Below are 22,271 nucleotides of genomic sequence, written 5' to 3' on the forward strand. Positions count from 1 at the left end.
ATCAGGCCTTACTGTGTGACGCGTGGCACGTGGTCGAAGACGATGGTGTAGTTGGTGGTGAACAGCCCGGATACGCCATCTGCAGGTTTGGCGGCAGCCACGACCAGGTCAGCCTGGGTGCCTGGGGTGGTGCTTGTGTCATCGGCCACTTCCAGTGGCGCGCCGGTCAGGACTACACCGTTGAAGGTGTTGGTCAGTGCGATCGCGGAGGTGCCGTTGGTCAACGAAGCGGGACCGCCTTCGATGTAGGCGTGGATCGAACCGTCAGTGTTTTTCAGGTCGTAGGTGGCGCGCAGCGAACTCAGTTCACCGGTGACGGGGTTGTAGTTCATGGTTTCGTCGCGACCGAAGTTGGGATCACGTGGCAGCACATGGAACTGCTTGGTAGGAATCGTCGCCTTGATGTTGATGACGCTGCTGGCCTCACCGGCAGCGAAAGCGCTGGAGGAGCCGATCGCCAAAGCAACGAGAGGCAGGACGAAAGCGGTCTTTTTAAGCATTTTTAGTACCTGTGGTGACATCAAATGTTAGTTGAGAAAACTGTTTTCTCGCCCCGCCGAAACCCAATAATCCGGTCTTGCGAAGCAGGCAAATAGTCCCTCGAAACGCCACTTGATGATGCCGGCCCTTTCGCGCTGACCCGTAATTAAACACGACACGCAAATACAGAAAAAAACCATAGAATTCAAAAAGATGAATATTAACTGTCATCTTGTTATTACACGCAAACATGGACGGTACTACTTATATAAATCCGCACTCTGTAGGACATCAGCTACACACCAGAGCGGCTCTGGTTATTCCCCGCCATTAGAGCAATAACTCCACTGAACCAGCTGATGGTGTCTTCATAAAATGGTCATTTAGCCGCGCTGATTCGCTGATAAGGCCAGGCCCTGTTCGGAGGCGGCGGCCACCTTGCGCAGCCGCGTTTTCCTGTCGCTACCGTTCGTCAGACGGTTTTGCGCTTTACGTAAGATATATCTTAAGTTGTATCTAAATCAGACAGGAGAACACGACAGTGAGAGACCCTCATCACCACCGAGACCACGGTGACGACCGCGATGGCTTCGAAAAACGCCCTGGCCGCGAACGCGGTGGGCGCGGCCCGCGCGTCTTTGCGCCGGGCGACCTGAAATTGCTGCTGCCGGCGTTGATCGCCGAACAGCCGTGCCACGGCTACGACCTGATCCGCCGCATTGAAACCCTCTTCGACGGCGCCTACAGCCCCAGCCCCGGAGTGATCTACCCCACGCTGACCTTCCTGGAAGAAAGCGAGTTGATCGCCGGCGACGCCGAAGGCGGAAAAAAACGCTACACAATCACCGACGCCGGTCGTCTCTTCTTAAGCGAACAGACGGTGGCCCTCGACGGCATTCGCCTGCGCATGGAAGTGAGCAAACGCTCGCTGCGCGGCCATGACCGTCCACCGGAAATCCACGAGGCGGTGCACAACCTGCGCCACGCCTTGCATTCGCACCACGGGCGCTGGAGCCCGGAAGAAATCGTTCGTGTCGCGGCGCTGCTCAACAGCACCGCCCAAGCCATTGCCGACGGGAAAGCTCAATGAATACTCAAGCCATCCACCGCGTGACCCACGAGATCAAACGCCGCCGCCTGCAGGTATTGCGCGTGGTCGACATCACCCCGCGCATGCGCCGCATCACCCTCGGCGGGCCGGAACTGGCCGGGTTTATCAGCCTGGGCAGCGACGATCACATCAAGTTGCTGTTCCCGCAGAACGCTGCCGAACAGGCCGCGCTGGAAAGCCCGACCTTCAGCATCAAGGGCGAAGGCCCGCAGCCAGCGATGCGCGACTACACGCCGCGCCGCTATGACCTGGACATCGGTGAACTGGACATCGACTTCGTATTGCACGGCGATGGCCCCGCCTCCACCTGGGCCGACCAGGCCAAGGTCGGCCAGCACCTGTACATCGGCGGGCCACGCGGCTCGATGATCGTGCCGGACATCTTCGACAGCTACCTGCTGATCGGCGACGAAACCGCGTTGCCGGCCATCGGCCGCCGCCTGGAAGAACTGCCGGCGGGGCGCAAGGTGCTGGCGGTGATCGAGATCGCCGATGCGGCGGAACAACAAGCGCTGCAAAGCGCCGCCGATGTGGAGGTGATCTGGGTGGTGCGCGGTCAGGACGACCTGCTCGACCGCGTGAAAAACCTCACGCTGCCGAGTGGCTCGCTGTACTGCTTTGTCGCCACCGAAACCAAGCTGTCGCGCCAGGTACGCCGGGTGCTGCTGGACACCCATAAGGTCAATGAGGAGTTCCTCAAGGCCGTGGGCTACTGGCGTGCGGACGGCAGCGAAGAGGAGTAAGCCTCACGCCAGGGGTGTGTCATGGCACCCCCATTACGAGTACTCCGCTGCCGCTGATGGCTCCGGCGGCAGGCAGGGAGCCTGCTCGCCGGACCAGGGAAAATGTCACATCGTCGCCCCCCGCACTGTTGGTAATTTGGGTCAGGAATGAACCGTTGACATGAACTGCACCTGCGCCACGAACAAGGGCCGTCCCCACGTCCGGGTTGGTCATTCGCAGCAGACGTGTGTCGAACGAAGAGGCGGTGCCTTTGTAAGTGATCGTGATCGGTGTGCTGATCCCGCCGTCCGGGCATGAATAAGTGAGCCGGCGGTTGCTGCGGATGGTCGTGGTCAGCGGATCGGTACCGATTGCTCTCTGGTGAACATTGCCGAAGTTGATCTCGATCGGGTTGTTATTGTTGATCGTGCAGGTAGACGGGGAAATGGTGAAGGTGTTGGCGGCCGTATAAGTGACGGTGAGTTGCGGCCGGGTGGCGTCGTAATTGTTCGAACTGGTGAGGCGCAATAGCCCGAGGTTGTCCCCTATTCGCACGTCGATCGGCGTAGCCGGGTAGTTACGCAACAGAATGTAGGGGGTGATATTGATCGGGTAAGCAGCCATATTGTTCGGAATAGTGGCTATCCGAATTCCCGACGGGACAGGGGTGTTATAGAACGCGCCGTTAATCCGCAATCCCGTCCCTTGAGTGCTGAACTTGGGGCCGGGAGACCAGGGGGCGCCTGCGACGCTGCCAGTGGTCCAGTAGTCTTCGCGCGAAGATGGACCTCCATCAGGGGTAAATCGACATTCCAGCCTTGCCCCTTCCATAAAAACCCGCGTGCGGTCTGCGCTCAGGGTGACCGTGACCGGCACAACCAGGTTGGGATTACCATTGACCCAGGGTCCGCCATTCACTCGGCAATCAACCGCCTGCGCGGTCGTACCGACACCCAGCAAGACGAGAGTCACGATGGCTACATGCAGTCGTTTCATTTGTTATATCTCGTGGCTTCCCTCCCCTGGCACCGCGCAGCGAATATCGGCCTGCGGTCTGGTGCCGTCCAGAAGAGAGTTGAAGTTCGTCCGAGGCCGTGGCGGCCTATGAGTTACGATTCACAGCGCTACGGGTAGTCCAGCGTAAACGTCGAGGTCACCCTGTAGGCTCCGTGCCCTATGGTCTGCTCCCTGAGGGCATCCGGCTCCCCCTGCACGTAGGCCTTGAGCTCAATGACATTGCTGCCATTGGCCAAAACCTGTTCGTCGCTGACTTTGTTCACGGGCAATGGCTTGTTACTCAGCGTCTCCAGACCGAGCCCGATACCCGAGGCACCATTGCCGCTATCCAGCGCGAACAACCCGGGCAGCGTCCGGTTTTCCACACCACCGAAAGTGATGGTCACCGTGTTGCCGATGGTGGTGTCGCAGTCTTCCAGATGCAGCTTGAAGCCTTTGCCCACAGAGCGCGTGTTGATGTAGAGGTGCTTGCTGGTCAGGTCCCAGAGCTCCAGGGTGATTGCCTCGTCGCCAGGCCTGATGTTGCAGGCCTGTTCAACCAGGTTGCCCTTGAAATTCAGGTTGTCCGTCGCAGACGCCTCGGGTATCAGGCTGAAGACTGGCACCCAGGCCAGCACGGCGCACAGCCACCTGGGATGAACACTCTCATGTCCCATGGATTCAACTCCTACTGGTATTCGGCCAACAGCGTGGCCACCGCTGTGAACCGTGCGGGGGCCAGCGTTGCACCCGGCTGTTTGACCGGCACGACTTCCAACATCGGCGGGGACGACACGGTTATATCCAGTGGCGTATTGAGTCGAAACGGCAGGTTATTCTGGAATATCCGAATGCCCAGGCCTGTCGCACTGGTTTGCACAGCCGAGCCGTCGAACGTCGTGGGTGTGCCGTTGACACTCAACTTCAGCACCCACGGGAGCGTGGCGCTACCACAGCTGATGATGTAGCCGAGCGCTCGACGGTATCTCACGCCATCGACTCGCTTGACGCCGACATCGCCGAAATCGACTTCGATCGTGTTCCCCGCATTGATCGTGCAGGGCGGTGGCTCGTTGAGCGTCCCGCTGAACGTCAAGTTGGCCGAAGCATTGCTGCTCAGGCCGATCAAACACAAGGCGAGCAAGGCTCGCTGCTGCCCGCATGTCATTGCGCATTCCTTATCATTGGTAATCGACCACAAGCGTGGCGGCGGCATCAAATGCGCCCCCGAGCAGGACGCTGCCCGCGCGCTTGACCGGTACTGCCTGCACGACGGGGAAGTTGGGATAGGTAAAATTCACGGCCGCATTCAGCGGCCAATCCGCACCGTTGATGAACAGTTTCACCCCAAGATTCGGGTTGCGGGTCGAGAGTACGCGAGCATCAAACGAGGCCCCCGTGCCCCTGAGTTCAAGTCTCATGGCGTTGCTGAAAGGGGCATCACAGGTGACGGTATAAGGCACGTTGCGACGGTAGTTGACACCGTCCACCCGTGACGTCAGAAGGTCATTGCCAAAGGGCACATTGAGCGTACTCGCGCCGTTAATGATGCACGGCGGAGGTGCGATGATGACCGCGCGGATGATCAGGTTGGTGTCGGCCTGCACACCCTGGCTGGCGACCCACAGCAGGCCTGCCCCAATAAGAATGGCCCGCGGGCCGACTGCCTTGGTCATTACATTGGCCTCACTCATAACTGAGCCTGAAATCCACTACGGCGCGGAAGGCCCCACTGGTCAACGGCGCGGAGGTGCGCGTGGGTTGAACATTCCAGGTCTGGAGACTGCCGCCCTCGGTCAAAAACAACGGTTCGCCCCTGGAGCCCAGTTGCACGTCCCGACCCAGGGCGTCGGTCAACCGCAGCCCCATCCCGGTGATGCCTTGCACTTTGACCAGCCGTGGATCATCGGCATCGGCAGGCGCGAGAAATGTGACCGACAACACCGGTTGATGGGAACTCCATGCCAGGTTCCCGGTACGCTCGCTGCGGATGCTGCCGGCGGTGCGCTGGCAATCCTGGAAGCGCAGCTGAAATGCCCTTGATGGCGCCTGGTCGCCAGGTCGTAGCAGCAGGCTGGCCGACACGGCGCCCAGGTCAATCGTTTGATGGCGCGACGTCATCTCCAGGCTGCAAGGCGATTCATGCATGGACCCGTTAACGTTCAACCGCCCACGTTGGCCATCGATGCCTTCGTCATCCTCGGCGCCTACCCGCGCCGCCAGGACCCATAACACGCAACCCAAGACTTTCACGGTGTGCGACTTCATGACGTTCTCCCGCAGCAGGCGCTACTCATTAGGCGATGAGACCTGCGCGTTCACGGTGCAGGTTTCGCCACTGCAGGTGAACGCCAGGAGCGGGCGTCCACCGTAATCGTTGACGTAGGCCAAATACGGGGCCTGGCCAAGTGCCGTGGCCGTTGGCCCCAAGGCCAGCGCCCCCTTGGGCGGGATCATCACCGGTTCAAAGCCCGCCACGGTTTTGCCGTCTTTGCTGCTGCGCGCGTCCACCAGGGACACGTAGTAAGGCGTGGGGTTATTCACCTGGTATCGGTCGCCCTGCCGGGTCAGGGTGAGCTTTTCCTGCCAGGGGTTGGACAAGTCCTGCTGGCTGGGCATGATGGCTTGGGGGCGATAGAACAATTTGATGCGGGTCTGCAGCGCAATTTGCAGTGTGTTGGATTTGTCGCTGCGCGGCGGAATTTCCCGCAGGTTGAAGTAGTAAACGGTCTCGCGATCCTGGGGCAACGATTTGACCGCCGGCAACGCCTGAACTTTCACCTGGCTTTGCTTACCGGGCTCCAAGCGTTGAACCGGCGGTAGCACGATCAAGGGCGAGGTGATTTTGTTGCCCTGCTCATCCTCGATCCACCCTTGGGCCAGGTACGGCAACTGGGTGTTGTTATTGGTGATGTTCACGCTGGTGGCATCCTTGCCACCCTCAAAGATCACACGGGTGCGATCCAGGCCAACCGCAGCGTTGGCGGCCGGGTTCAGGCCTGTAGCCAAGAGTGCGAAGAGCAGGAATCTAGAGCGCGTATTGAGCATCATGAGGCGGGGTTCTCCGTATCGGTACGCTTGCCGGTCAGCGATGCTGGCTCGGGTGAGGATTGATCAGTGGCTACACTCTGGCAGCGCAGTTGCAGGGCATCGCTCAAGCTGTCGGCTGGCAAAACCACAGGGAGCGTGAGCAGGCATTGCTCGAGGCCACTCCAACTGACAATCATCTGCTCGCCGGCCTGGATGCCACTCAGGTAAACAGCACCGCCGTCGTTCACAATCCCGGTGTCCTGCTGTTTTAGGTTCTTCACCGTCGCGCCGAAGGGCGGTGAACTGCCATCCGGCAGGCGCAGCACGGCCATGGCTTTTTCACCGGCAATCACGTCCAGCGATCGATAACCGATGGCCCCTTCGGTGAGTGTCAGTTGCGTCACCGACTGCGTGGCTTCGACGTTGCTCGGCAAGCTCTCCAGGTCGACACTGGCGGCCGTGCGCTGGTAGCTGCTGATATCGGAGATCACCGCCTTGCCGAAGATGTTGGTGCGGGTCGACACGCCGTAGCCCCGCACAGGCACGTCGGGTACCCCGCCGGAATCGATCATCAGACGGGTTCCGCCAACGGCATTGGTTCGGTGCAGGGCTGCACCGTAGGGCGTGAGTGTGCCGCCACCGCGAACAGACGCACTGAGGGTCCTGCCATTGCCTTGTTGTGTGCTGGCGCTGAGATCGATGTCAGCCTGGTCGCCAATATGGCTCAGGTAACCGCTGGTAGAGTTGTCACTTGCACTGAGCTGATAGCTATTGCGCTCGTCGAGGCGGTCACTGTAACGCGTGGCATAGCTCTCTTTGCCCGAGGTCCTGCTGCCATCCAGCGACAGTGTGCCGCTGCGCCCCAATGGCAGGCTGACCGTCAGCGCCATTCCGTTATCCTTGTAGGCGTATTCCTGACTGCGGTACATATTCAGGGACAGGCTCATGTTCCTGACTGTCCCCAGATTAAAGTAACGCGACATGGACAGGTTCCAGCGCTGAGTGTCCGGGCGCCCCCAATACGTCTGTTTGTTGTAACTGGCGTAGACGGTCGCCCCAAGGTCACGAAACTGTTTATTGAGCGTCACCGTATACAGTGACTTGCTGTCGCCAATCGGTTTCCAGCCCTCGATGATCTCTACGTTCTCGATCCCGCCGAGCTCGCCGTTCAACCCGTAATGGCTGGCGTCCAGGTACTCACTCATGCTCAAGTAGTTTTTCTCGGAAAACCGGTAGCCGGCAAACGTCACCTGGCTGTCGTACTGCTCGAAGTGCTTGGAGTATTGAAGGCGGTAGGATTTGCCCGAGAGCGCCTGATTCCACACGCTGGCGTGGGACTGGGTGACATCCAGCGATACGGCGCCGAACGCCAACAGGTCACGACCGGCACCGACAGACAACGCACGGTAGTTGTTATCGGTGATAGCACCGCCGAACAGCGACCAGCCATTGCTGACGCCCCAGGAGAACTCACCGGTACCGAAAAAATTGCCATTGGCGCCGTATTGAAGATCGGAGGGCCGCCCCAACGCCAGCTTGTAACGAACCTGGCCAGGACGCGTCAGGTAGGGAATGCCTGCCGTATCGATCTGGAAGGTGTGGACCGAACCATCCTGCTCTTCCACCCGTACATCCAGGGTGCCGCTGACGGCGTCATTGAGGTCCTGGATACGATACGGGCCTGCAGCGACCAGCGTTTCATACAGCACGCGGCCCTTCTGGCTGATAACAACCCGGGCGTTTGTCTTGGCGACGCCCACCACTTCCGGGGCATAACCGCGCAAGTTGGGTGGCAGCTGGCTTGCATCCGAAACGAGTGCGGCACCGGTATAGCGGAAGCTGTCAAACAGGTCCGAGTACAGATAGTCCTCTCCCACCGTCAGGCGCGCCTTCAGCGCAGGCACTGCGCGATACGCGTAGTAACGACTCCACTCCAGTTGTTGTGGATCGCCGTACCCACTGTCGAGGCCCTTTTCGACACGCCCCTGCCAGTCCGCCCTCAGGCGCCAGGCGCCGGCATTCGCCCCCACGGTGCCGTTACCCGTCAAGTTGTTACGGGTGCCGTCATTCTTCTGGTAGCGGGACTGCACCGTCATGTTGTAATCGATCAGCAGCCCCGGCACGCCCTCATCCCAGCGGGAAGGCGGATCCCAATTGATGGCGCTGTATTCAAGGTAGGCCTGGGGCACGCTGATGTTCAGCGTGGAGGTGGCCAGATCGCCACTGACCTCCATGCCCGGCAAGCTTTCTATATCCAGGCAGTCATGGCCTTTCCACCACTTGAGTTCGGCAGCGCTCGACACTTTCAGGCCCAGCAGGTCCACAAGCGCCGGCGACAGACAGGCCTGGCTGCCTTTGGGATCATTATCGGGTGGATAGAACGCCACCGATTGCTCGGCCATCGCCTGATTATTGATCTGCACCACCATCGAGTAAGTGCCAGGCAGAATAAAACCGCTGCGGGCAAACCGAGACAAGTCAATATTGGTCCGATCACTTAGATCGAGGACGTCTGTATTGAACTCAATATCCCCGCTCGCCATAGCCGTGCTCGGTAATAATATCAACCCACTAAAAAAGTTTGAGCGCAGCGTATTCTTGACCTTCGCCGTATTCAACATGCAAGCAACCCATCAAAGTTCAGAAATATTCCAACTTGAATCGCACGGTGGCGCGGTGTGCTCCGGCCACTATGGGCAATCCGTTGCCAACAAAATGAAGCGTGAAGTGCAGCGTCATGTCGCCTTCCGCCAAGGGGTGCGGTGTCATCGGCTGACCGGGAATACTTAATTGGCCAACCGAATCTTGGATATTGAGAGCAACACCTTGCGAGCCACCCAATACAGCAAAAGAGCGACCCTCCCTGTCGGAGGGACCGTCAAATGTCACCCGCAGGTGCTGCCAGTCGGGCAGCGTTACCCCGGGGCGTAACGGATCGGTGCGACTCAATGTGCAATTGACCAGGCGCAGCTGGAAGGATTGGTCGCCGCCCCTGGCGCGTCGTAAAAACCGGCCGATAGGCTCAGGGTCCATATCGATGGTTTGATCGACGCTGACCAACTCCAACCCGCAGGCCGAGTCAACGACCTCTCCTCCCAGCGTGACGAGCCCATCCCCGTGCGCAAGCTCCTGGGCAACCCCCCAAGGGCTGGCGAACATCGCCAAAGAAGAGGTGATAGCGAGACTTACGAATGTTTTCACCTGTGCCTCCACCCGCCTCCCCCGCCACGCTGGGTGGCGGGGGAAAAAGCTTACTGATAAGCCAAGGTGAAATTGGTCACCGCGCTGAAATCACCCGGCAACACGTCGCCCGTAGCAGCGCCTTGCACATAGGCGCCGAACTCCAGCGTGTTATCACCGGTGGCAATGATCTGCGGCGTGGTAGGCACACCCAATCGAACGGGTTGACTGCCATGGGTCATCATGATGCCGACGTTGCCCGCGCTACCGACGGTGCCCAGCGCACCCGGCACCACGCCGGATGGCGCCCCGGTGAAGGTCGTGGTCACCGTGTTATCGGTGAGGCCGGCCAGGTCGCAACCTTCGAGTTCAATCAGCAAGCGCCGTGGCTCGGACTTCCCACCCGCCTGCAACTGATGCTTGGCAATCGCGCCAAGGGGAATGGTTTGATCGACGGAGTCAGGCTTGATGGAGCAGGCGCCGGAATGCACCGACCCCAAAAAGGTGACCGTTCCATCCGCCGCCTGGGCAACAGACACAGACCCTACCAACAACCCGATGGATAACAGCACAGTGTTCATTTTGGCTTTCATGTCTAGAGGCTCACAGAGTAATAAACGTCATTAAGTCATTCCGACGCCTGAGCGCGCAGAACGCCCTACCTTTTTCCAATTACTTGTATTGCAACTCAACTCGCTTGATGAGCCCGAGTGATTATCCATTGCAAACTTTAAAAGGAAAGTCGGCCCGTTCATTTAATGACGTAGCCTGACGACGCCAAGACTTATAAGAAAATTATGGCAATTTGCCAAAACTTTGTATTCATCTGTAAGACGTGGATGACGTGAAGTTTATGAGTGCCGAGTTATCGGTAACTATAACTGTAAGAACCGAACTACATCACCTGGAAAGTCAACGCTTTCATGTAGAAAGATTAACTAATGAGTTGAAGCGTTCGAGAAGAGGCACGCAACCGCTCGACGAGACGGTGCTCGCCGGGTAGGTAAGGAAAGAATCAATCAGGAGCGGGGCTTGATGCGCTTATCCAGCCCCACCACGGCCAGTGCAACCAGCACAAAGCCCGCCAGAATCCCCCCGGCATTCACGAACACTTGTGGATAACCGAGGGTGCCGACATCGATGAACGGGTACTGATACTGCCCGAGCAAATCCCCGCGCAGCAGCGCATAGCCGAAGTACACCAGCGGGTAGATCACCCACAGGCCGATGTGTTTCAGGCGCAGATGCCCCTTGGGCACATACCGCCACCAGTACACGACGAACAACACCGGCATGACGTCGTGCAGCAGCTCATCGGCGATAAATTGAAAGCCCTCGGGCTGCCACAAATGCCGCAGCAACAGGCTGTAGGCGAGGCCCACCACCACGATGCTCACTGCGATGCCACTGCTGACCGCGGGCGCGAGAAACCACCGCTTCGCCGGCGAGTCGCGCTTGACCCACGCATAGCTCAACACCACCGCCGCCAGGGTGTTGGTCAGCACGGTGAAGAAACTGAAAAAGTTGATCAGCCCGCCCAGCAGACTGGCGCCGGCGTCCCAGCGCGAAGAGAAGATCAGGTATTGCTGAATCGCCAACCCGACCCATCCGGCCAGCGCCGCTGCTGCCACATACCGCTTCATGAGGTCAGTCCAGCGGGCGTTTGGTGCGCATCAGCTTGACGTACAAGCCTTCGACTTTTTCCCGCGCCCACGGCGTCTTGCGCAGGAAGGTCAGGCTCGACTTGATGCTCGGGTCGCTCTTGAAGCAGCGGATATCAATGCGCTCGGCCAGGCCTTCCCATTCGTAATGTTCCACCAGGGTGGTGAGGACGTGCTGCAGGGTCACGCCGTGGAGTGGGTCGTTGCTTGTCGCGGTCATGCCGGGCCTTTTGCAATAAGAGGAAATACAGCCGCGCACCTTAGCCGACGGGGCGTACCGGTGGAAGCACTGCATTGAATATAGCCCTTGGGAGAAAGTTCCCCTTTTCAGCGAAAAAAGAGATGTTATATTGTAACGATACTTATCAAAAGTAAGCCGTTCGATACCGTCTGCAGCCTTCTCTTTTTTGCCGTTTTGCCAAGGAATGTCCGATGTCCCTCTCCTCCCTGTGGCGCTTGACCCCGCTTGCCGCCGCCCTGTTGATCTGCTCCGAAGCCCACGCCCTGGAACTGCAACCCCAAGTCATCACCGGCAACCCGCTGGGCAGCGAGCAACTCGCCTCGCCGACCACCGTGCTGGAAGGCGATGACCTGACCCTGCAGCAAAAAGGCAGCCTCGGCGAAACCCTGAACAAGCAGCCCGGCGTGTCGTCTTCGTACTTCGGGCCGGGCGCCAGCCGGCCGATCATCCGTGGCCAGGACGGTGACCGCATCCGCATCCTGCGCAACGGCGTGGGCGCGCTGGATGCCTCGTCGCTGTCCTACGACCACGCGGTGCCACTGGACCCGGTCAACGTCGACCGCATCGAAATCGTGCGCGGCCCGGCAGCGCTGCTGTACGGCGGCAGCGCCATCGGCGGCGTGGTCAACACCTTCGACAACCGCATTCCCACCGAAGCCATCGAAGGCATCCACGGTGCCGGTGAATTGCGCTACGGCGGCGCCGACACCACGCGCAGCAGCGCCGGCAAGCTGGAAGCCGGCAACGGCACCTTCGCCTTGCACCTGGATGCGAATGCGCGGGAATTCAACGACCTGAAAATCCCCGGCCAGGCACGCAGTCGCCACGCCCCGGAAAACGATGACGCCCCCGGCAAGAACGGCCGCCTGGGCAACAGCGACGGACGCCAGGACGGCGGCGCGGTGGGCGGTTCCTACACCTGGGATGACGGTTACGCCGGGCTGTCCTACAGCAGCTACGACGCCAACTACGGCTCCCCCGCCGAGCAGGACGTGCGCATCCGCATGAAGCAGGATCACTACGCGTTCGCCTCCGAAGTCCGCAACCTGCAAGGCCCGTTCACCTCGGTGAAAGTCGACGCGGGCTACACCGACTACGAGCACCGTGAAATCGAAGGCGGCGAGACCGGCACGATCTTCAAGAACAAGGGTTATGAGGCGCGGGTTGAAGCCCGTCACCAGCCACTTGGCCCGCTCGACGGGGTGGTTGGCGCACAGGTCACCCGCAACGAGTTCTCCGCCCTCGGTGAAGAAGCGTTCGTGCCGCAGACCGACACCACGGCCGGCGCGCTGTTTATCCTCGAAGAAATGCAGGCCACCGAGCGCCTGAAACTCAGCCTCGGCGGTCGCCTGGAACACACCAGCGTCGAGCCGGACGCCAAGGGCAACGAGCGCTTTGCCGGCGCCGACAAAAGCAATGACTTCACCGCCGGCAGCCTGTCGTCGGGTGCGGTGTACACCCTCACGCCGATCTGGTCGGTGGCCGCGACCCTCGGCTATACCGAGCGCGCGCCGACGTTCTACGAGCTGTACGCCAACGGTGCGCATGTCGCCACCGGTACCTATGAGCTGGGCAACGCCAACCTGAAGAAAGAAAAAGCCGTGTCCAGCGACCTGGCCCTGCGTTTCGACAACGGCACCCACAAGGGCAGCTTCGGCGTGTTCTACAGCCACTTCTCCAATTACATCGGCTTGCTGGGCACCGGTCGTACGCTGAACGATGAAGGTGAAGAAGACGCCGGCGGTATCCCTGAGTACGAATATTCCGGCGTACGTGCGCGATTTGCCGGCTTTGAAGCCCAGGACCACTGGAAACTCGGTGAAAGCGCCTACGGCAAGTTCGCCCTGGAGCTGTCGGGCGACTACACCCGCGCCACCAACCTCGACACCGGCGAAGCCTTGCCGCGCATTGCGCCGCTGCGCTTGAACAGCGGCCTGCTGTGGGAACTCGACCGATGGCAGGCACGTATCGATGTGGAACACGCCGCCGGCCAGGGCCGGGTGCCGGATAACGAGAGCGGCACCGACGGCTACACCACGCTGGGCGCGAGCGCAGGCTATCGCTTCAACGTCGGCGGCAGCCAATGGCTGGCGTTTGTGAACGGCGAAAACCTCACCAACCAGACCGTGCGCTACGCCAGCTCGATCCTGCGTGACATCGCGCCGGCACCGGGCAGAAGCGTGCAGTTGGGTATCCGCACCACCTTCTAACCCACGCCTGTAGGCGCCGACTCGCCGGCGATGGCGGCCTCACGGGCCCATCGCCGGCAAGCCGGCGCCTGCACTTTTTGCAGCGACGTTCTGTCACTGTTACCAAATCGGAAATGATGCATCTTGCGATTTGTGCTTTCGCTTGGTGCACCAGCACTTTATCCTTGCCGCAACAAACTGAAACGTTTCACTCCCGCGGTCGATCTCATTTTGCCGAATTGCCCTCTCCTCGAAGACAGCGCTGTCTTGCATCGACCTGTGCCTAAAGGTCTATCGCCCGCCTGTGGATAACCGCCTGTCCCCAGAAAAACCGAATTAACGCTGAACCAAGCCCGCGCCGAATCGTCATCTACAGTGAAGCACGGGGTTACATAATTCCAACGTAACGGAGAAACACACTATGAGCACTGATGGTGCTTCAAGCCCAAGCCGCCTGCTGCCCAGGCTGCTGGGGATCTTGCTGCTGATCATGGGGCTGGCCTTGCTGGCCGGCGGCGTCAAGCTGAGCATGCTCGGCGGGTCGCTGTACTACCTGCTGGCCGGTATCGGCATCGCCCTGACCGGCGTGTTGCTGCTGGCTACCCGCCGCGCCGCGCTGGGCTTGTACGCACTGGTGTTGTTCGCCAGTACCGTATGGGCCTTGTGGGAAGTCGGCCTGGACTGGTGGCAGTTGGTGCCGCGCCTGGCACTGCTGTTTGCCCTGGGCATCGTCCTGCTGCTCCCGTGGTTTCGCCGTCCGTTGCTGCGTGGCCAGCCTGCCCCGCTGGGCACCGGCGCGCTGAGCGTGGCCGTGGTCCTGGCCGGTGCTGCCGCCCTCGCCAGCCAATTCACCAACCCGGGTGAGATGGTCAAGACCGGCCAACTGGACCGCGACGCGGTACCTGGCATGGCCAGTTCTGCGCCGGCCCAGGCCGATGGCGACTGGAACTCCTACGGCCGTTCGGCCCATGGTGATCGCTACTCGCCGCTGGCGCAGATCACCCCGGAGAACGCGCACAAGCTGGTCCCGGCGTGGACCTTCCGCACCGGCGATATTCCTGGTGCTGGCGATCCGGGTGAAACCACCGCGGAAAACACCCCGCTGAAAGTCAACGGCATGCTCTACGTGTGCACGCCGCACAGCCAGGTGATCGCGCTGGACCCGGACACCGGCAAGGAAATCTGGCGTTTCGACCCGAAGATCAGCACCGAAGGTGCCGAGAACTTCAAGGGCTGGGCGCACATGACCTGCCGTGGCGTGTCGTATCACGATGACGCTGTCTACGCTTCCGAGCAGAGCCCTACCGGCAGCGCCAGCCCGGCCGCCGCGCCGAATGCCTGCCCGAAACGCATCTTCGTACCGACCGCCGACACCCGTCTGATCGCCCTGAACGCCGACACCGGCAAGATGTGCGAAGACTTCGGCGACAAAGGCCAGGTCGACCTGCGTGCCAATATCGGCAGCTTCGCCCCCGGCGGTTACTACTCCACCTCGCCACCGGCCGTGACCAAGAACCTCGTGGTGATCGGCGGTCACGTGACCGACAACGTCTCCACCGACGAGCCTAGCGGCGTGATCCGCGCGTTCGACGTGCACACCGGCAAGCTGGTGTGGAACTGGGACAGCGGCAACCCGGACGACACTACCCCGTTGGCCGAAGGCAAGACCTACACCCGCAACTCGCCGAACATGTGGTCCATGTTCAGCGTGGATGAAAAACTCGGCATGCTCTACCTGCCGATGGGCAACCAGATGCCCGACCAATACGGCGGCGACCGTACCGAAGACTCGGAAAAATACAGCGCCGGCCTGACCGCCCTGGACATCGACAGCGGCCACGTGAAGTGGACCTTCCAGTTCACCCACCACGACCTGTGGGACATGGACGTGGGCGGCCAGCCTTCGCTGATCGACATCAAGACCGAAGCCGGCGTGAAGCAGGCAGTAATGGCGTCGACCAAGCAAGGCAGCATCTACGTGCTCGACCGTGCTACCGGCCAGCCGGTGGTGCCGATCCACGAAGTCGCCGTGCCGCAAGGCGCTGTTGCTGGCGACCACACCTCGCCGACCCAACCGAAGTCCGAGCTGAACTTCATGCCACCGCCCCTCAAGGAGCGTGACATGTGGGGCGTGACGCCGTTCGACCAGCTGCTGTGCCGCATCGATTTCAAATCGATGCGCTACGACGGCCCGTTCACGCCGCCTTCGCTGCAAGGCTCGATCGTTTACCCAGGCAACTTCGGCGTGTTCGACTGGGGTGGCATTTCCGTCGACCCGGTACGCCAGATCGCCTTTGTGAACCCAAGCTACATGGCGTTCAAGTCCAAGCTGATCCCGGCGGCCGATATCGCCAAGCAAGGTCCGCGCGTGAGTGAAACCGAAGGCGTGCAGCCGAACAAAGGCGCGCCGTACGGCGTGATCCTCGAAGCACTGCTGTCGCCCCTGGGCCTGCCGTGCCAGGCACCAGCATGGGGTTATGTGGCGGCGGTCGACCTCACCAACCACCAAACCATCTGGATGCACAAAAACGGTACCGTGCGTGACAGCTCGCCGGTTCCAATCCCCCTGACCATGGGCGTACCAAGCCTGGGCGGCACCTTCACCACCGCCGGTGGCGTAGCGTTCCTCAGCGGTACCCTCGACCAGTACCTGCGTGCCTATGACGTGAAAAACGGCAAGCAGCTGTGGGAAGGCCGCCTGCCTGCAGGCGCGCAGACCACACCGATGACCTACACCGGCAAGGACGGCAAGCAATACGTGCTGGTCATGGCTGGCGGTCACGGTTCGCTGGGCACCAAGCAGGGTGACTACGTGATGGCGTTCAAACTGCCGGATTAAGCAACACCGGCGGTACAAAAAAGGCGGCTACCGGATAGGTAGCCGCTTTTTTTTGCAGACATTTCCCACTTCAAGAAACATCTGCATCTAACCAGTGCATTTTCCTACACCGATTTTGTTCACTCCTCTCCACTCAGTCTGAACACAATTCGGTGAGTAGCACCCAATGCCTTTTTTCGCTCTATTCAATCGCCCCACGCACTCCGCGCAAGCCGCAGCCCAACTGCACAGTCAGAGCCCCAGTGCGCACCCCACGCAACCCGCCAATCACCCGTCGGTCATTGGCACCGGCTCCAGGGGCCAGGTGGAAAAGCATCAGGATCGGGCAATCAAGTCGTTATTCAAACCCGACCCGACAGCCCTCAAGCACGAGATGAACATGTGGAATGCCTATCTCCACGCAACCGGTAAGCCAGGCGAGGCCTACATGGAGAGAGGCCACCTGAATATGCCGTACATAGAGGGCGGACTACCCACGGACCAGGAGGTTAAAGATGCCGTCGATAACTTGTTCAAACTGGGCTTCATGATCGGTGACCCCAAGGCGCAGAACTTCAAGAAAACACCCGATGAGGAAGTCGTGCCGGTGGACTTCGGGCAAGTGTTCAAGCCAGACCGTATCAGCGACATTGACCCCAGGGTGATGAGTGACATCGTTCACGATTACGCCAAAGGTGGTTTCAAGACCATTCCAGAAGGACTGAAAGCTGACTATCGCAGTGCGATTACGGACATGGCCAAGTTGCAAGGCAACCATAACCCCCTCAGGCGCATGAATGTCCGAGAACTGAGGCGGGCTGAGTTGATCTAGCCTCCAACCGGAGTGCGCTCGCGGCGCATCCACATCTCGAAGGCCATGGCGTTGAGGGGACGGCTGATCAGGTAGCCCTGGGCCGTGTCGCAATTCCACAGTTTGAGCAGCTTGAGACTGGGCTCGAACTCGACCCCTTCGGCCACCACCTTGAGCCCCAGGTTGTGGCTCATCTCGATGGTGGAACGGACGATCACGCCGTCGCCGCTGGTGCTGTCGAGGTTGCGCACGAAGGACTGGTCGATCTTCAACTCCTGCACCGGTAGCCGTTGCAGCTGGGCCAGCGAGGAATAGCCGGTGCCGAAGTCATCCACCGAGAGGCTGATACCGCAACCACGCAATTGCTCCAGCACGCTCAGAGCCTGCTGCGGGTTGTGCATGATCGCGCTTTCGGTGATCTCGAAAAGCAGCTGCTGGGCCGACACGCCGTAGTGCATCAGCAAGGTGGTGACGCGGATCGCCAAGTCATCATCGGCCAGATCATCCACCGAGATATTCACCGACAATTGAATATGCAGCCCACGCTGCGCCCACTCGCCGATCTGGCGGATGGCTTCTTCGATCACCCATTGCGTGAGGCCGCCCATGCTGCCGGTGCGCTCGGCCAGGGGGATGAATTCGGCGGGCGAGACCAGCCCCAGGCTCGGATGCTGCCAGCGCAGCAGGGCTTCGGCCTGGCGCACATAGCCGTGCTTGAGGTCGAGTTTGGGCTGGTAGCACAGGTACAACTCGCCTTCGACGGCGGCCCGGCGCAGGTCGCGGATCAAGGTGATCTGGCGCTGGTGGGCGAGATCGCGGTCCTGCTGGTAGATCTGCAGGTAGCCCGGCAGCGCCGCCGCATCATGGCGAGCGATGGCGGCGCGGCTGATCAGCTCTTCGACCTGCTGGCCGTCGGCAGGGTAGGCAGCGATACCGATGCTGACTTCGTGGCGCAGTTCGTCATTGCCGATGCGCTGGGGTTCGGTGAGCAACGCGTAGAGGCGGTCGGCGCGGGCCACGGCGCGGTCGATCTCGGTATTCTCCAGCAACAGCAGGAACTCGCTGCCGGTGATGCGTGCTGCCGTGTCGCTGGCCAACAGGCTCATGGACAGGCAGCGGCTGGCTTCGCGGAGCATCTCCTCGACGCCCTCGGGACCGAAGCCTTCGTTGATCACCCGATAGTTCTCGATGCCCAGGTACAACAACACCACCGGCCGCCGCGCGCTGATCGCGCTGCCTAGGCGCTCCATGGCCAAGGCCCGATTGGGCAGGCCGGTGAGCGGATCATGCAGGGCGTTATGCGCCAGTTGCCGTTCGCGCACGGCGATCCCGCTTTGCATGGCGTTGAAGGCGCGCGCCAGCAGGCCGAACTCGTCATGGCCGCGCACCCGCACCGGCGTGCGGTAATCGCCGGCACCGATCCGCCCCGCCGCCTCGACCAGCGCATTCAACGGGCGCGACACGCGACGCGCGAGGAACAGCGCGCCAGCCAACGACACCAGCAGCACCGCCAGGGCAATCCCGAGGAACTGCCGGTCCAGCGGCGCGAAGGATTCCAGCGCATGGTCCAGCGGGCTTTGCAGCAGGACCCGCACTTCATTGCCGTCACCGGTATTGGCCAGCGGCAGCACCTGGCTGAGCACGCGCTGGCCGTAGAACAGGTGGATTTGCGGCTCGGGGTCGATAGGCGCTTCGCGCAGCAAGCTGAAAGTGGAGGCCTGGTACGCATCGGGCTGGGTGCTGAACAGCGGGCCCGGCCTGCCCTCCTGCACACTGAGGAACGACACCTCCAGGTTGCTCATGGACCGCAGCTCATTGGCGAACAGCCTGTCCATGGGAAAACCCATCACCACCCGTGCGATGGGCAACGGGTCGAGTACTTCCTCCTGCACCAGCAGGTACGGCCGGCCGTCCATGGCCACGATCAACATCTGCAGGCCGCTGCGCCGCGCAAGGCGCAGGGCGTTGTTATAGGGGAACACCTGGCCGCGCGACAGGACGGGCAAGGTGCTGACCATGACCTTGCCATCCAGGCCCAGCACAAACACTTCGCTGGAACGAATACCGGTGCCATGACGCCGCAGGGCGGCGAGGATCGGCACGGTCTGGCCCTCGGCCACGGCTTGTTTGAACGGGCCGTCGACGGTCAGCCAGTCAAGGCCGTATTGCAGGCGACGGCCGCGCAGGTCCAGCAGGCGTTCGAACACCTGGCTGCCGGTCTTGAGTTGGACTTGCGCCTGGTTTTCCACGGCGCGGGACGTCGCGGTCTTGACCGCGAAATAAGTGGCTGCGACGACCACCAGCAGCAACAGCGCCAACACCCCCGCAATGCGGGTTTGAAAGGTGTGGCGCCAGCTCATTGCAGTGCCCTCTGGCTGCCTTCGCCGTTCTCTGCCACTCGGTCCCTTTGTCATATGCTTTCCTGGCAACTGCTGACTGGCGTCAAAAAAATATCCATTTTGCATGAATATTTGGTTTGAGCAGATTAGCTGGGGAAAAGCATAAGCGCACTCAATAAATACGGGGATTTCACAGTCATTTTATTGGCGACACGCGCTTGACCGGCGCTCAGCCGCGCGCCCGCATAAAGTCTCCCCACCGCCGCACCAGGTAGTTGTGCTCATCCATGACCGAGTTCCACACCGCGATATGCCCCATGCGTTGCTCGTAGGAGCCGCCATCGCGCACCTCGCCGATATCAATCAGCGGCAAGCCGTCGCTGCCCAGCAACTCCTCCCGCGCAGGCTTGCCGGCATACCAGTAATCCCATTCGGCGCTGCTCAGGTGATCACGTGTGCGCGCCGGGTTGCCGATGTAGTAACCCTGGCGCGCCATCACCGCACCGGGCCAGCCGGACAGCCACCAATTGAGATAGGCATACGCCGCATCCAGCACCGGCCCTTGGGCATGGCGCGACAACGACAAGCCGCCGAACCAGGCACGATAGCCTTCGCGCGGCACCGCCAGGCGGTATTTCACCCCGGCGCGGTGCAGGCGCATCAAGGTCGGTGACCACAGGCTCTGGATATCGATGCTCGGGCTGAGCATCAATTGCGCCGCCTCCTCGTCATCGGACCAGAACGCCGCAAAGTGCCCTTCCTTCTGTTTGCGCACCAGAATGTCGGCCAGCACATCGATCTCTTCGATGCTCATGTTGCCGATGTCCTTGAAGTTGGCCAGCCCCGCGCCCTGCACCGCCAGCGCGGCGTCCAGCGCGCCGATGGCGGCGTCACTCTGCAGCGCCGTGCGTGCGCGCCACGCCGGATCGAGCAACCAGCCCCAGCTTTCATTGCCGTGGCAAAAACCCTCGGGCAAGCGTTCGGGGCGGTAGGCAAAACTGTCGGCGTTGTGGGTCAGCGGCAACATGCTGATGCGCTCGGTGACGGTGCTGCCGAGGCTGCCATCGTGCTGCACGAACAGACGTTCGCTGGGCACGCTGCCGCTGCCCAGGCGGTCGTTCGGCGACAGGCGCCCGCGCTTGGGCAAGTCGTTGATCTCGTGCCATAGCGCCAGGCGTCGCGTGTCGATGGGCTGGATCGCGCGGGCCGGCCACACGAAGTCGACGTTGTGAAACCACTGGTCGTAGAGGTCGTAGCTGTCAGGTTGCATCACCGCGATACGCTGGGCCTGTTCGACGTCGTGCACCTGATACACCAGGCGGATGCCCAGCTCCTGTTCGGCGCGCACGCGCAGGCATTCGAGCAGGGTCACCGAGGTGCCGAGAACGCGCAATGTGATCATGCGGCGAACCGTCGCGAGAACACGTCGAAGGAGCGCCGCAGCAGCGCGGGGTCGAGCCCGCGCAGGATAAACACCAGGCGCGACTGGCGGTCGCTGCCCGGCCATGCGGGCAAGTGCACCGGGGCGTGCAGGCAATGCTGCACGCCATGAATGACGATGGGGGCGTTACTGGCGTTCACGTTGAGCAGCCCTTTGACGCGGAGGATTCGTTCGCCGTGGCATCTTAACAGCATCGACAACCACACCCCGAAACCCACCCAGTCCAGCGGTTGGTCGAAGGTCAGGCTGCACACCTGCGCGGCGCCGTGGGTGACGTTGGTGGCTTGATGCAGTTGCCAGCGGCTGACTTCCACGGCGGGCTCGGCGCTGCGCAGGCCTTCGCCGAGCAGCAGTTGATCGCCGCTGAGAATGTCCTGTGTATCGAGGATCGGCGTACCGGCATTCAGCCCCTGCAGGTGCGCACGCAGCGCCGCGCAATCAGGCACCAGGTCGGTCTTGCTCAGCAACAGTCGATCCGCCGCCGCGACCTGGGCCAGCCATTCCGGGTGCAGGCGTTCCTGCAGCGCGGCGTGACTGGCGTCGACCAGGGTGATCACCAGGCCGATATGAAAACGCCCGCGCAATTGCACGTCGTTGTTCAAGGTCGCGAGGATCGGCGCCGGATCGGCCAGGCCGGTGGTTTCCAGGATCACCCGCTTGAACGCAGGAATCTCACCACGCTCGCGGCGTTGCAACAGGCCAAGCAGCGCGTCTTTCAGTTCGCCGCGGATCGAGCAGCAAATACAGCCGCTGGGCAGCAACACGGTATTGGGCGCCACTTCTTCCACCAGCAAATGGTCGATGCCGACGTCGCCGAATTCATTGATCAGCAACGCGGTATCGCCGAGGCTTTCGTGCTGCAGCAGGCGCTTGAGCAAGGTGGTCTTGCCACTGCCGAGGAAGCCGGTGATCACATTTAGAGCCATGCTCATTTTCTTCTTACCTCATGACGCCTGCAGGTCCAGGTGATCGAGCAAGTGCGGATCGAGCGGGTCCAGCGGGCGGCCGAGCATGGTTTCAGCGGCCTGCCAGAGTTGATCCAGGCCGCTCGCCAACGCCTGTTTGCCGGTGGCGCCCAGCAGCAGGTACGACGCGCCCTGGAAGTCTTCGACCTTGAGCCGGAACACCGCCAGCACCTGATTGATGGCGGCGATACGGCGCAGGCGTTCGCGGCGCCTGGGCAGTTCGTCGCCCAGGGGGTCGCTCCAGTGCAGGTCTTCGCCGAGCAGTCCGCAGAGTCCGCACATGCCT

At 61.2% G+C, this 22,271-nt stretch carries 21 protein-coding genes; 5 read left to right on the plus strand and 16 right to left on the minus strand.

The window, feature by feature from the left end; all coding sequences use genetic code 11:
• Window positions 1–8: 8 nt before the first annotated feature.
• The gene (locus C9990_RS25705) at window positions 9–500 is read right to left on the minus strand and encodes a CS1 type fimbrial major subunit (RefSeq protein ID WP_106805045.1); all 492 of its coding nucleotides are present in this window, start codon (window positions 498–500) and stop codon (window positions 9–11) included.
• 521 nt (window positions 501–1,021) lie between these two features.
• Here C9990_RS25705 and C9990_RS25710 point away from each other — a divergent pair.
• Window positions 1,022–1,570 (plus strand): PadR family transcriptional regulator, encoded by a 549-nt coding sequence (locus tag C9990_RS25710; protein WP_106805046.1) that lies wholly within the window; start codon window positions 1,022–1,024, stop codon window positions 1,568–1,570.
• Window positions 1,567–2,334, plus strand: coding sequence for a siderophore-interacting protein (locus C9990_RS25715; protein WP_106805047.1), 768 nt, complete (start codon window positions 1,567–1,569; stop codon window positions 2,332–2,334). Before C9990_RS25710 ends, C9990_RS25715 begins: the two co-directional genes overlap by 4 nt.
• Window positions 2,335–2,353: 19 nt before the next feature.
• On the opposite strand, the gene C9990_RS25720 is transcribed toward C9990_RS25715, so the two are convergent.
• The 11 genes from C9990_RS25720 to C9990_RS25770 all read right to left on the minus strand — a co-directional run bounded on the left by C9990_RS25720 (window position 2,354) and on the right by C9990_RS25770 (window position 11,401).
• Window positions 2,354–3,310 carry a fimbrial protein gene (locus tag C9990_RS25720; protein WP_106805048.1) on the minus strand — a complete coding sequence of 319 codons (957 nt, stop codon included), beginning with the start codon at window positions 3,308–3,310 and terminating at the stop codon, window positions 2,354–2,356.
• Between the two features lie 128 nt (window positions 3,311–3,438).
• Window positions 3,439–3,987, minus strand: coding sequence for a fimbrial protein (locus tag C9990_RS25725; RefSeq protein WP_106805049.1), 549 nt, complete (start codon window positions 3,985–3,987; stop codon window positions 3,439–3,441).
• 11 nt (window positions 3,988–3,998) lie between these two features.
• A complete protein-coding gene (locus tag C9990_RS25730) occupies window positions 3,999–4,478 on the minus strand; it encodes a fimbrial protein (protein WP_106805050.1) in 480 nt (159 codons plus the stop codon).
• Window positions 4,479–4,491: 13 nt separating this feature from the next.
• Complete coding sequence (locus C9990_RS25735; RefSeq protein ID WP_106805717.1) at window positions 4,492–4,986, minus strand: fimbrial protein; 495 nt, start codon at window positions 4,984–4,986, stop codon at window positions 4,492–4,494.
• Window positions 4,987–4,996: 10 nt separating this feature from the next.
• Window positions 4,997–5,578 carry a fimbrial protein gene (locus tag C9990_RS25740; protein ID WP_106805051.1) on the minus strand — a complete coding sequence of 194 codons (582 nt, stop codon included), beginning with the start codon at window positions 5,576–5,578 and terminating at the stop codon, window positions 4,997–4,999.
• Between the two features lie 21 nt (window positions 5,579–5,599).
• Window positions 5,600–6,361 carry a fimbria/pilus periplasmic chaperone gene (locus C9990_RS25745; RefSeq protein ID WP_065906875.1) on the minus strand — a complete coding sequence of 254 codons (762 nt, stop codon included), beginning with the start codon at window positions 6,359–6,361 and terminating at the stop codon, window positions 5,600–5,602.
• A complete protein-coding gene (locus C9990_RS25750; RefSeq protein WP_157955100.1) occupies window positions 6,358–8,961 on the minus strand; it encodes an outer membrane usher protein in 2,604 nt (867 codons plus the stop codon). The genes C9990_RS25745 and C9990_RS25750 overlap by 4 nt, the downstream gene beginning before the upstream one ends.
• Window positions 8,962–8,980: 19 nt before the next feature.
• Window positions 8,981–9,541, minus strand: coding sequence for a fimbrial protein (locus C9990_RS25755; RefSeq protein ID WP_065906878.1), 561 nt, complete (start codon window positions 9,539–9,541; stop codon window positions 8,981–8,983).
• 50 nt (window positions 9,542–9,591) lie between these two features.
• Entirely contained in the window at window positions 9,592–10,101 is a 510-nt protein-coding gene (locus C9990_RS25760; RefSeq protein ID WP_065906879.1) for a fimbrial protein, read from the minus strand.
• 438 nt (window positions 10,102–10,539) lie between these two features.
• Complete coding sequence (locus tag C9990_RS25765) at window positions 10,540–11,163, minus strand: Pr6Pr family membrane protein (RefSeq protein ID WP_106805053.1); 624 nt, start codon at window positions 11,161–11,163, stop codon at window positions 10,540–10,542.
• A 4-nt stretch (window positions 11,164–11,167) separates the two neighbouring features.
• Window positions 11,168–11,401, minus strand: coding sequence for a VF530 family DNA-binding protein (locus tag C9990_RS25770; protein ID WP_012722427.1), 234 nt, complete (start codon window positions 11,399–11,401; stop codon window positions 11,168–11,170).
• A 212-nt stretch (window positions 11,402–11,613) separates the two neighbouring features.
• On the opposite strand from C9990_RS25770, the gene C9990_RS25775 reads away from it, so the two are divergent.
• The 3 genes from C9990_RS25775 (at window position 11,614) to C9990_RS25785 (ending at window position 17,261) form a co-directional block, all read left to right on the plus strand.
• Window positions 11,614–13,632: a TonB-dependent receptor gene (locus C9990_RS25775; protein WP_106805054.1), complete on the plus strand. Its 2,019-nt coding sequence runs from the start codon at window positions 11,614–11,616 to the stop codon at window positions 13,630–13,632.
• Window positions 13,633–14,032: 400 nt separating this feature from the next.
• Window positions 14,033–16,450 (plus strand): glucose/quinate/shikimate family membrane-bound PQQ-dependent dehydrogenase, encoded by a 2,418-nt coding sequence (locus tag C9990_RS25780; protein ID WP_065906886.1) that lies wholly within the window; start codon window positions 14,033–14,035, stop codon window positions 16,448–16,450.
• A 166-nt stretch (window positions 16,451–16,616) separates the two neighbouring features.
• The gene (locus C9990_RS25785; RefSeq protein ID WP_106805055.1) at window positions 16,617–17,261 is read left to right on the plus strand and encodes a hypothetical protein; all 645 of its coding nucleotides are present in this window, start codon (window positions 16,617–16,619) and stop codon (window positions 17,259–17,261) included.
• Here C9990_RS25785 and C9990_RS25790 read toward each other — a convergent pair.
• The 4 genes from C9990_RS25790 to C9990_RS25805 form a co-directional block, all read right to left on the minus strand.
• Entirely contained in the window at window positions 17,258–19,600 is a 2,343-nt protein-coding gene (locus tag C9990_RS25790; RefSeq protein WP_106805056.1) for a bifunctional diguanylate cyclase/phosphodiesterase, read from the minus strand. The genes C9990_RS25785 and C9990_RS25790 overlap by 4 nt on opposite strands.
• A gap of 208 nt (window positions 19,601–19,808) precedes the next feature.
• On the minus strand, window positions 19,809–20,981 hold the full coding sequence (locus tag C9990_RS25795; protein ID WP_106805057.1) for a PotD/PotF family extracellular solute-binding protein: 1,173 nt from the start codon (window positions 20,979–20,981) through the stop codon (window positions 19,809–19,811).
• The gene (locus C9990_RS25800) at window positions 20,978–21,952 is read right to left on the minus strand and encodes a GTP-binding protein (RefSeq protein WP_106805058.1); all 975 of its coding nucleotides are present in this window, start codon (window positions 21,950–21,952) and stop codon (window positions 20,978–20,980) included. Before C9990_RS25800 ends, C9990_RS25795 begins: the two co-directional genes overlap by 4 nt.
• A gap of 12 nt (window positions 21,953–21,964) precedes the next feature.
• On the minus strand, window positions 21,965–22,267 hold the full coding sequence (locus tag C9990_RS25805; RefSeq protein WP_106805059.1) for a hypothetical protein: 303 nt from the start codon (window positions 22,265–22,267) through the stop codon (window positions 21,965–21,967).
• Window positions 22,268–22,271: the final 4 nt, after the last annotated feature.

Origin of the sequence: Pseudomonas sp. S5D5, assembly GCF_003013355.1 — a bacterium.
GTDB lineage: Bacteria > Pseudomonadota > Gammaproteobacteria > Pseudomonadales > Pseudomonadaceae > Aquipseudomonas > Aquipseudomonas aylmerensis.

Bases quoted from the DNA above. Each gene is read 5' to 3' on its own strand.
- C9990_RS25705 (WP_106805045.1), bottom strand. From the start codon at position 500: ATGCTTAAAAAGACCGCTTTCGTCCTGCCTCTCGTTGCTTTGGCGATC.
- C9990_RS25715 (WP_106805047.1), top strand. From the start codon at position 1,567: ATGAATACTCAAGCCATCCACCGCGTGACCCACGAGATCAAACGCCGC.
- C9990_RS25720 (WP_106805048.1), bottom strand. From the start codon at position 3,310: ATGAAACGACTGCATGTAGCCATCGTGACTCTCGTCTTGCTGGGTGTC.
- C9990_RS25725 (WP_106805049.1), bottom strand. From the start codon at position 3,987: ATGGGACATGAGAGTGTTCATCCCAGGTGGCTGTGCGCCGTGCTGGCC.
- C9990_RS25730 (WP_106805050.1), bottom strand. From the start codon at position 4,478: ATGACATGCGGGCAGCAGCGAGCCTTGCTCGCCTTGTGTTTGATCGGC.
- C9990_RS25735 (WP_106805717.1), bottom strand. From the start codon at position 4,986: ATGACCAAGGCAGTCGGCCCGCGGGCCATTCTTATTGGGGCAGGCCTG.
- C9990_RS25740 (WP_106805051.1), bottom strand. From the start codon at position 5,578: ATGAAGTCGCACACCGTGAAAGTCTTGGGTTGCGTGTTATGGGTCCTG.
- C9990_RS25745 (WP_065906875.1), bottom strand. From the start codon at position 6,361: ATGATGCTCAATACGCGCTCTAGATTCCTGCTCTTCGCACTCTTGGCT.
- C9990_RS25750 (WP_157955100.1), bottom strand. From the start codon at position 8,961: ATGTTGAATACGGCGAAGGTCAAGAATACGCTGCGCTCAAACTTTTTT.
- C9990_RS25760 (WP_065906879.1), bottom strand. From the start codon at position 10,101: ATGAACACTGTGCTGTTATCCATCGGGTTGTTGGTAGGGTCTGTGTCT.
- C9990_RS25765 (WP_106805053.1), bottom strand. From the start codon at position 11,163: ATGAAGCGGTATGTGGCAGCAGCGGCGCTGGCCGGATGGGTCGGGTTG.
- C9990_RS25770 (WP_012722427.1), bottom strand. From the start codon at position 11,401: ATGACCGCGACAAGCAACGACCCACTCCACGGCGTGACCCTGCAGCAC.
- C9990_RS25775 (WP_106805054.1), top strand. From the start codon at position 11,614: ATGTCCCTCTCCTCCCTGTGGCGCTTGACCCCGCTTGCCGCCGCCCTG.
- C9990_RS25780 (WP_065906886.1), top strand. From the start codon at position 14,033: ATGAGCACTGATGGTGCTTCAAGCCCAAGCCGCCTGCTGCCCAGGCTG.
- C9990_RS25785 (WP_106805055.1), top strand. From the start codon at position 16,617: ATGCCTTTTTTCGCTCTATTCAATCGCCCCACGCACTCCGCGCAAGCC.
- C9990_RS25790 (WP_106805056.1), bottom strand. From the start codon at position 19,600: ATGAGCTGGCGCCACACCTTTCAAACCCGCATTGCGGGGGTGTTGGCG.
- C9990_RS25795 (WP_106805057.1), bottom strand. From the start codon at position 20,981: ATGATCACATTGCGCGTTCTCGGCACCTCGGTGACCCTGCTCGAATGC.
- C9990_RS25800 (WP_106805058.1), bottom strand. From the start codon at position 21,952: ATGAGCATGGCTCTAAATGTGATCACCGGCTTCCTCGGCAGTGGCAAG.
- C9990_RS25805 (WP_106805059.1), bottom strand. From the start codon at position 22,267: ATGTGCGGACTCTGCGGACTGCTCGGCGAAGACCTGCACTGGAGCGAC.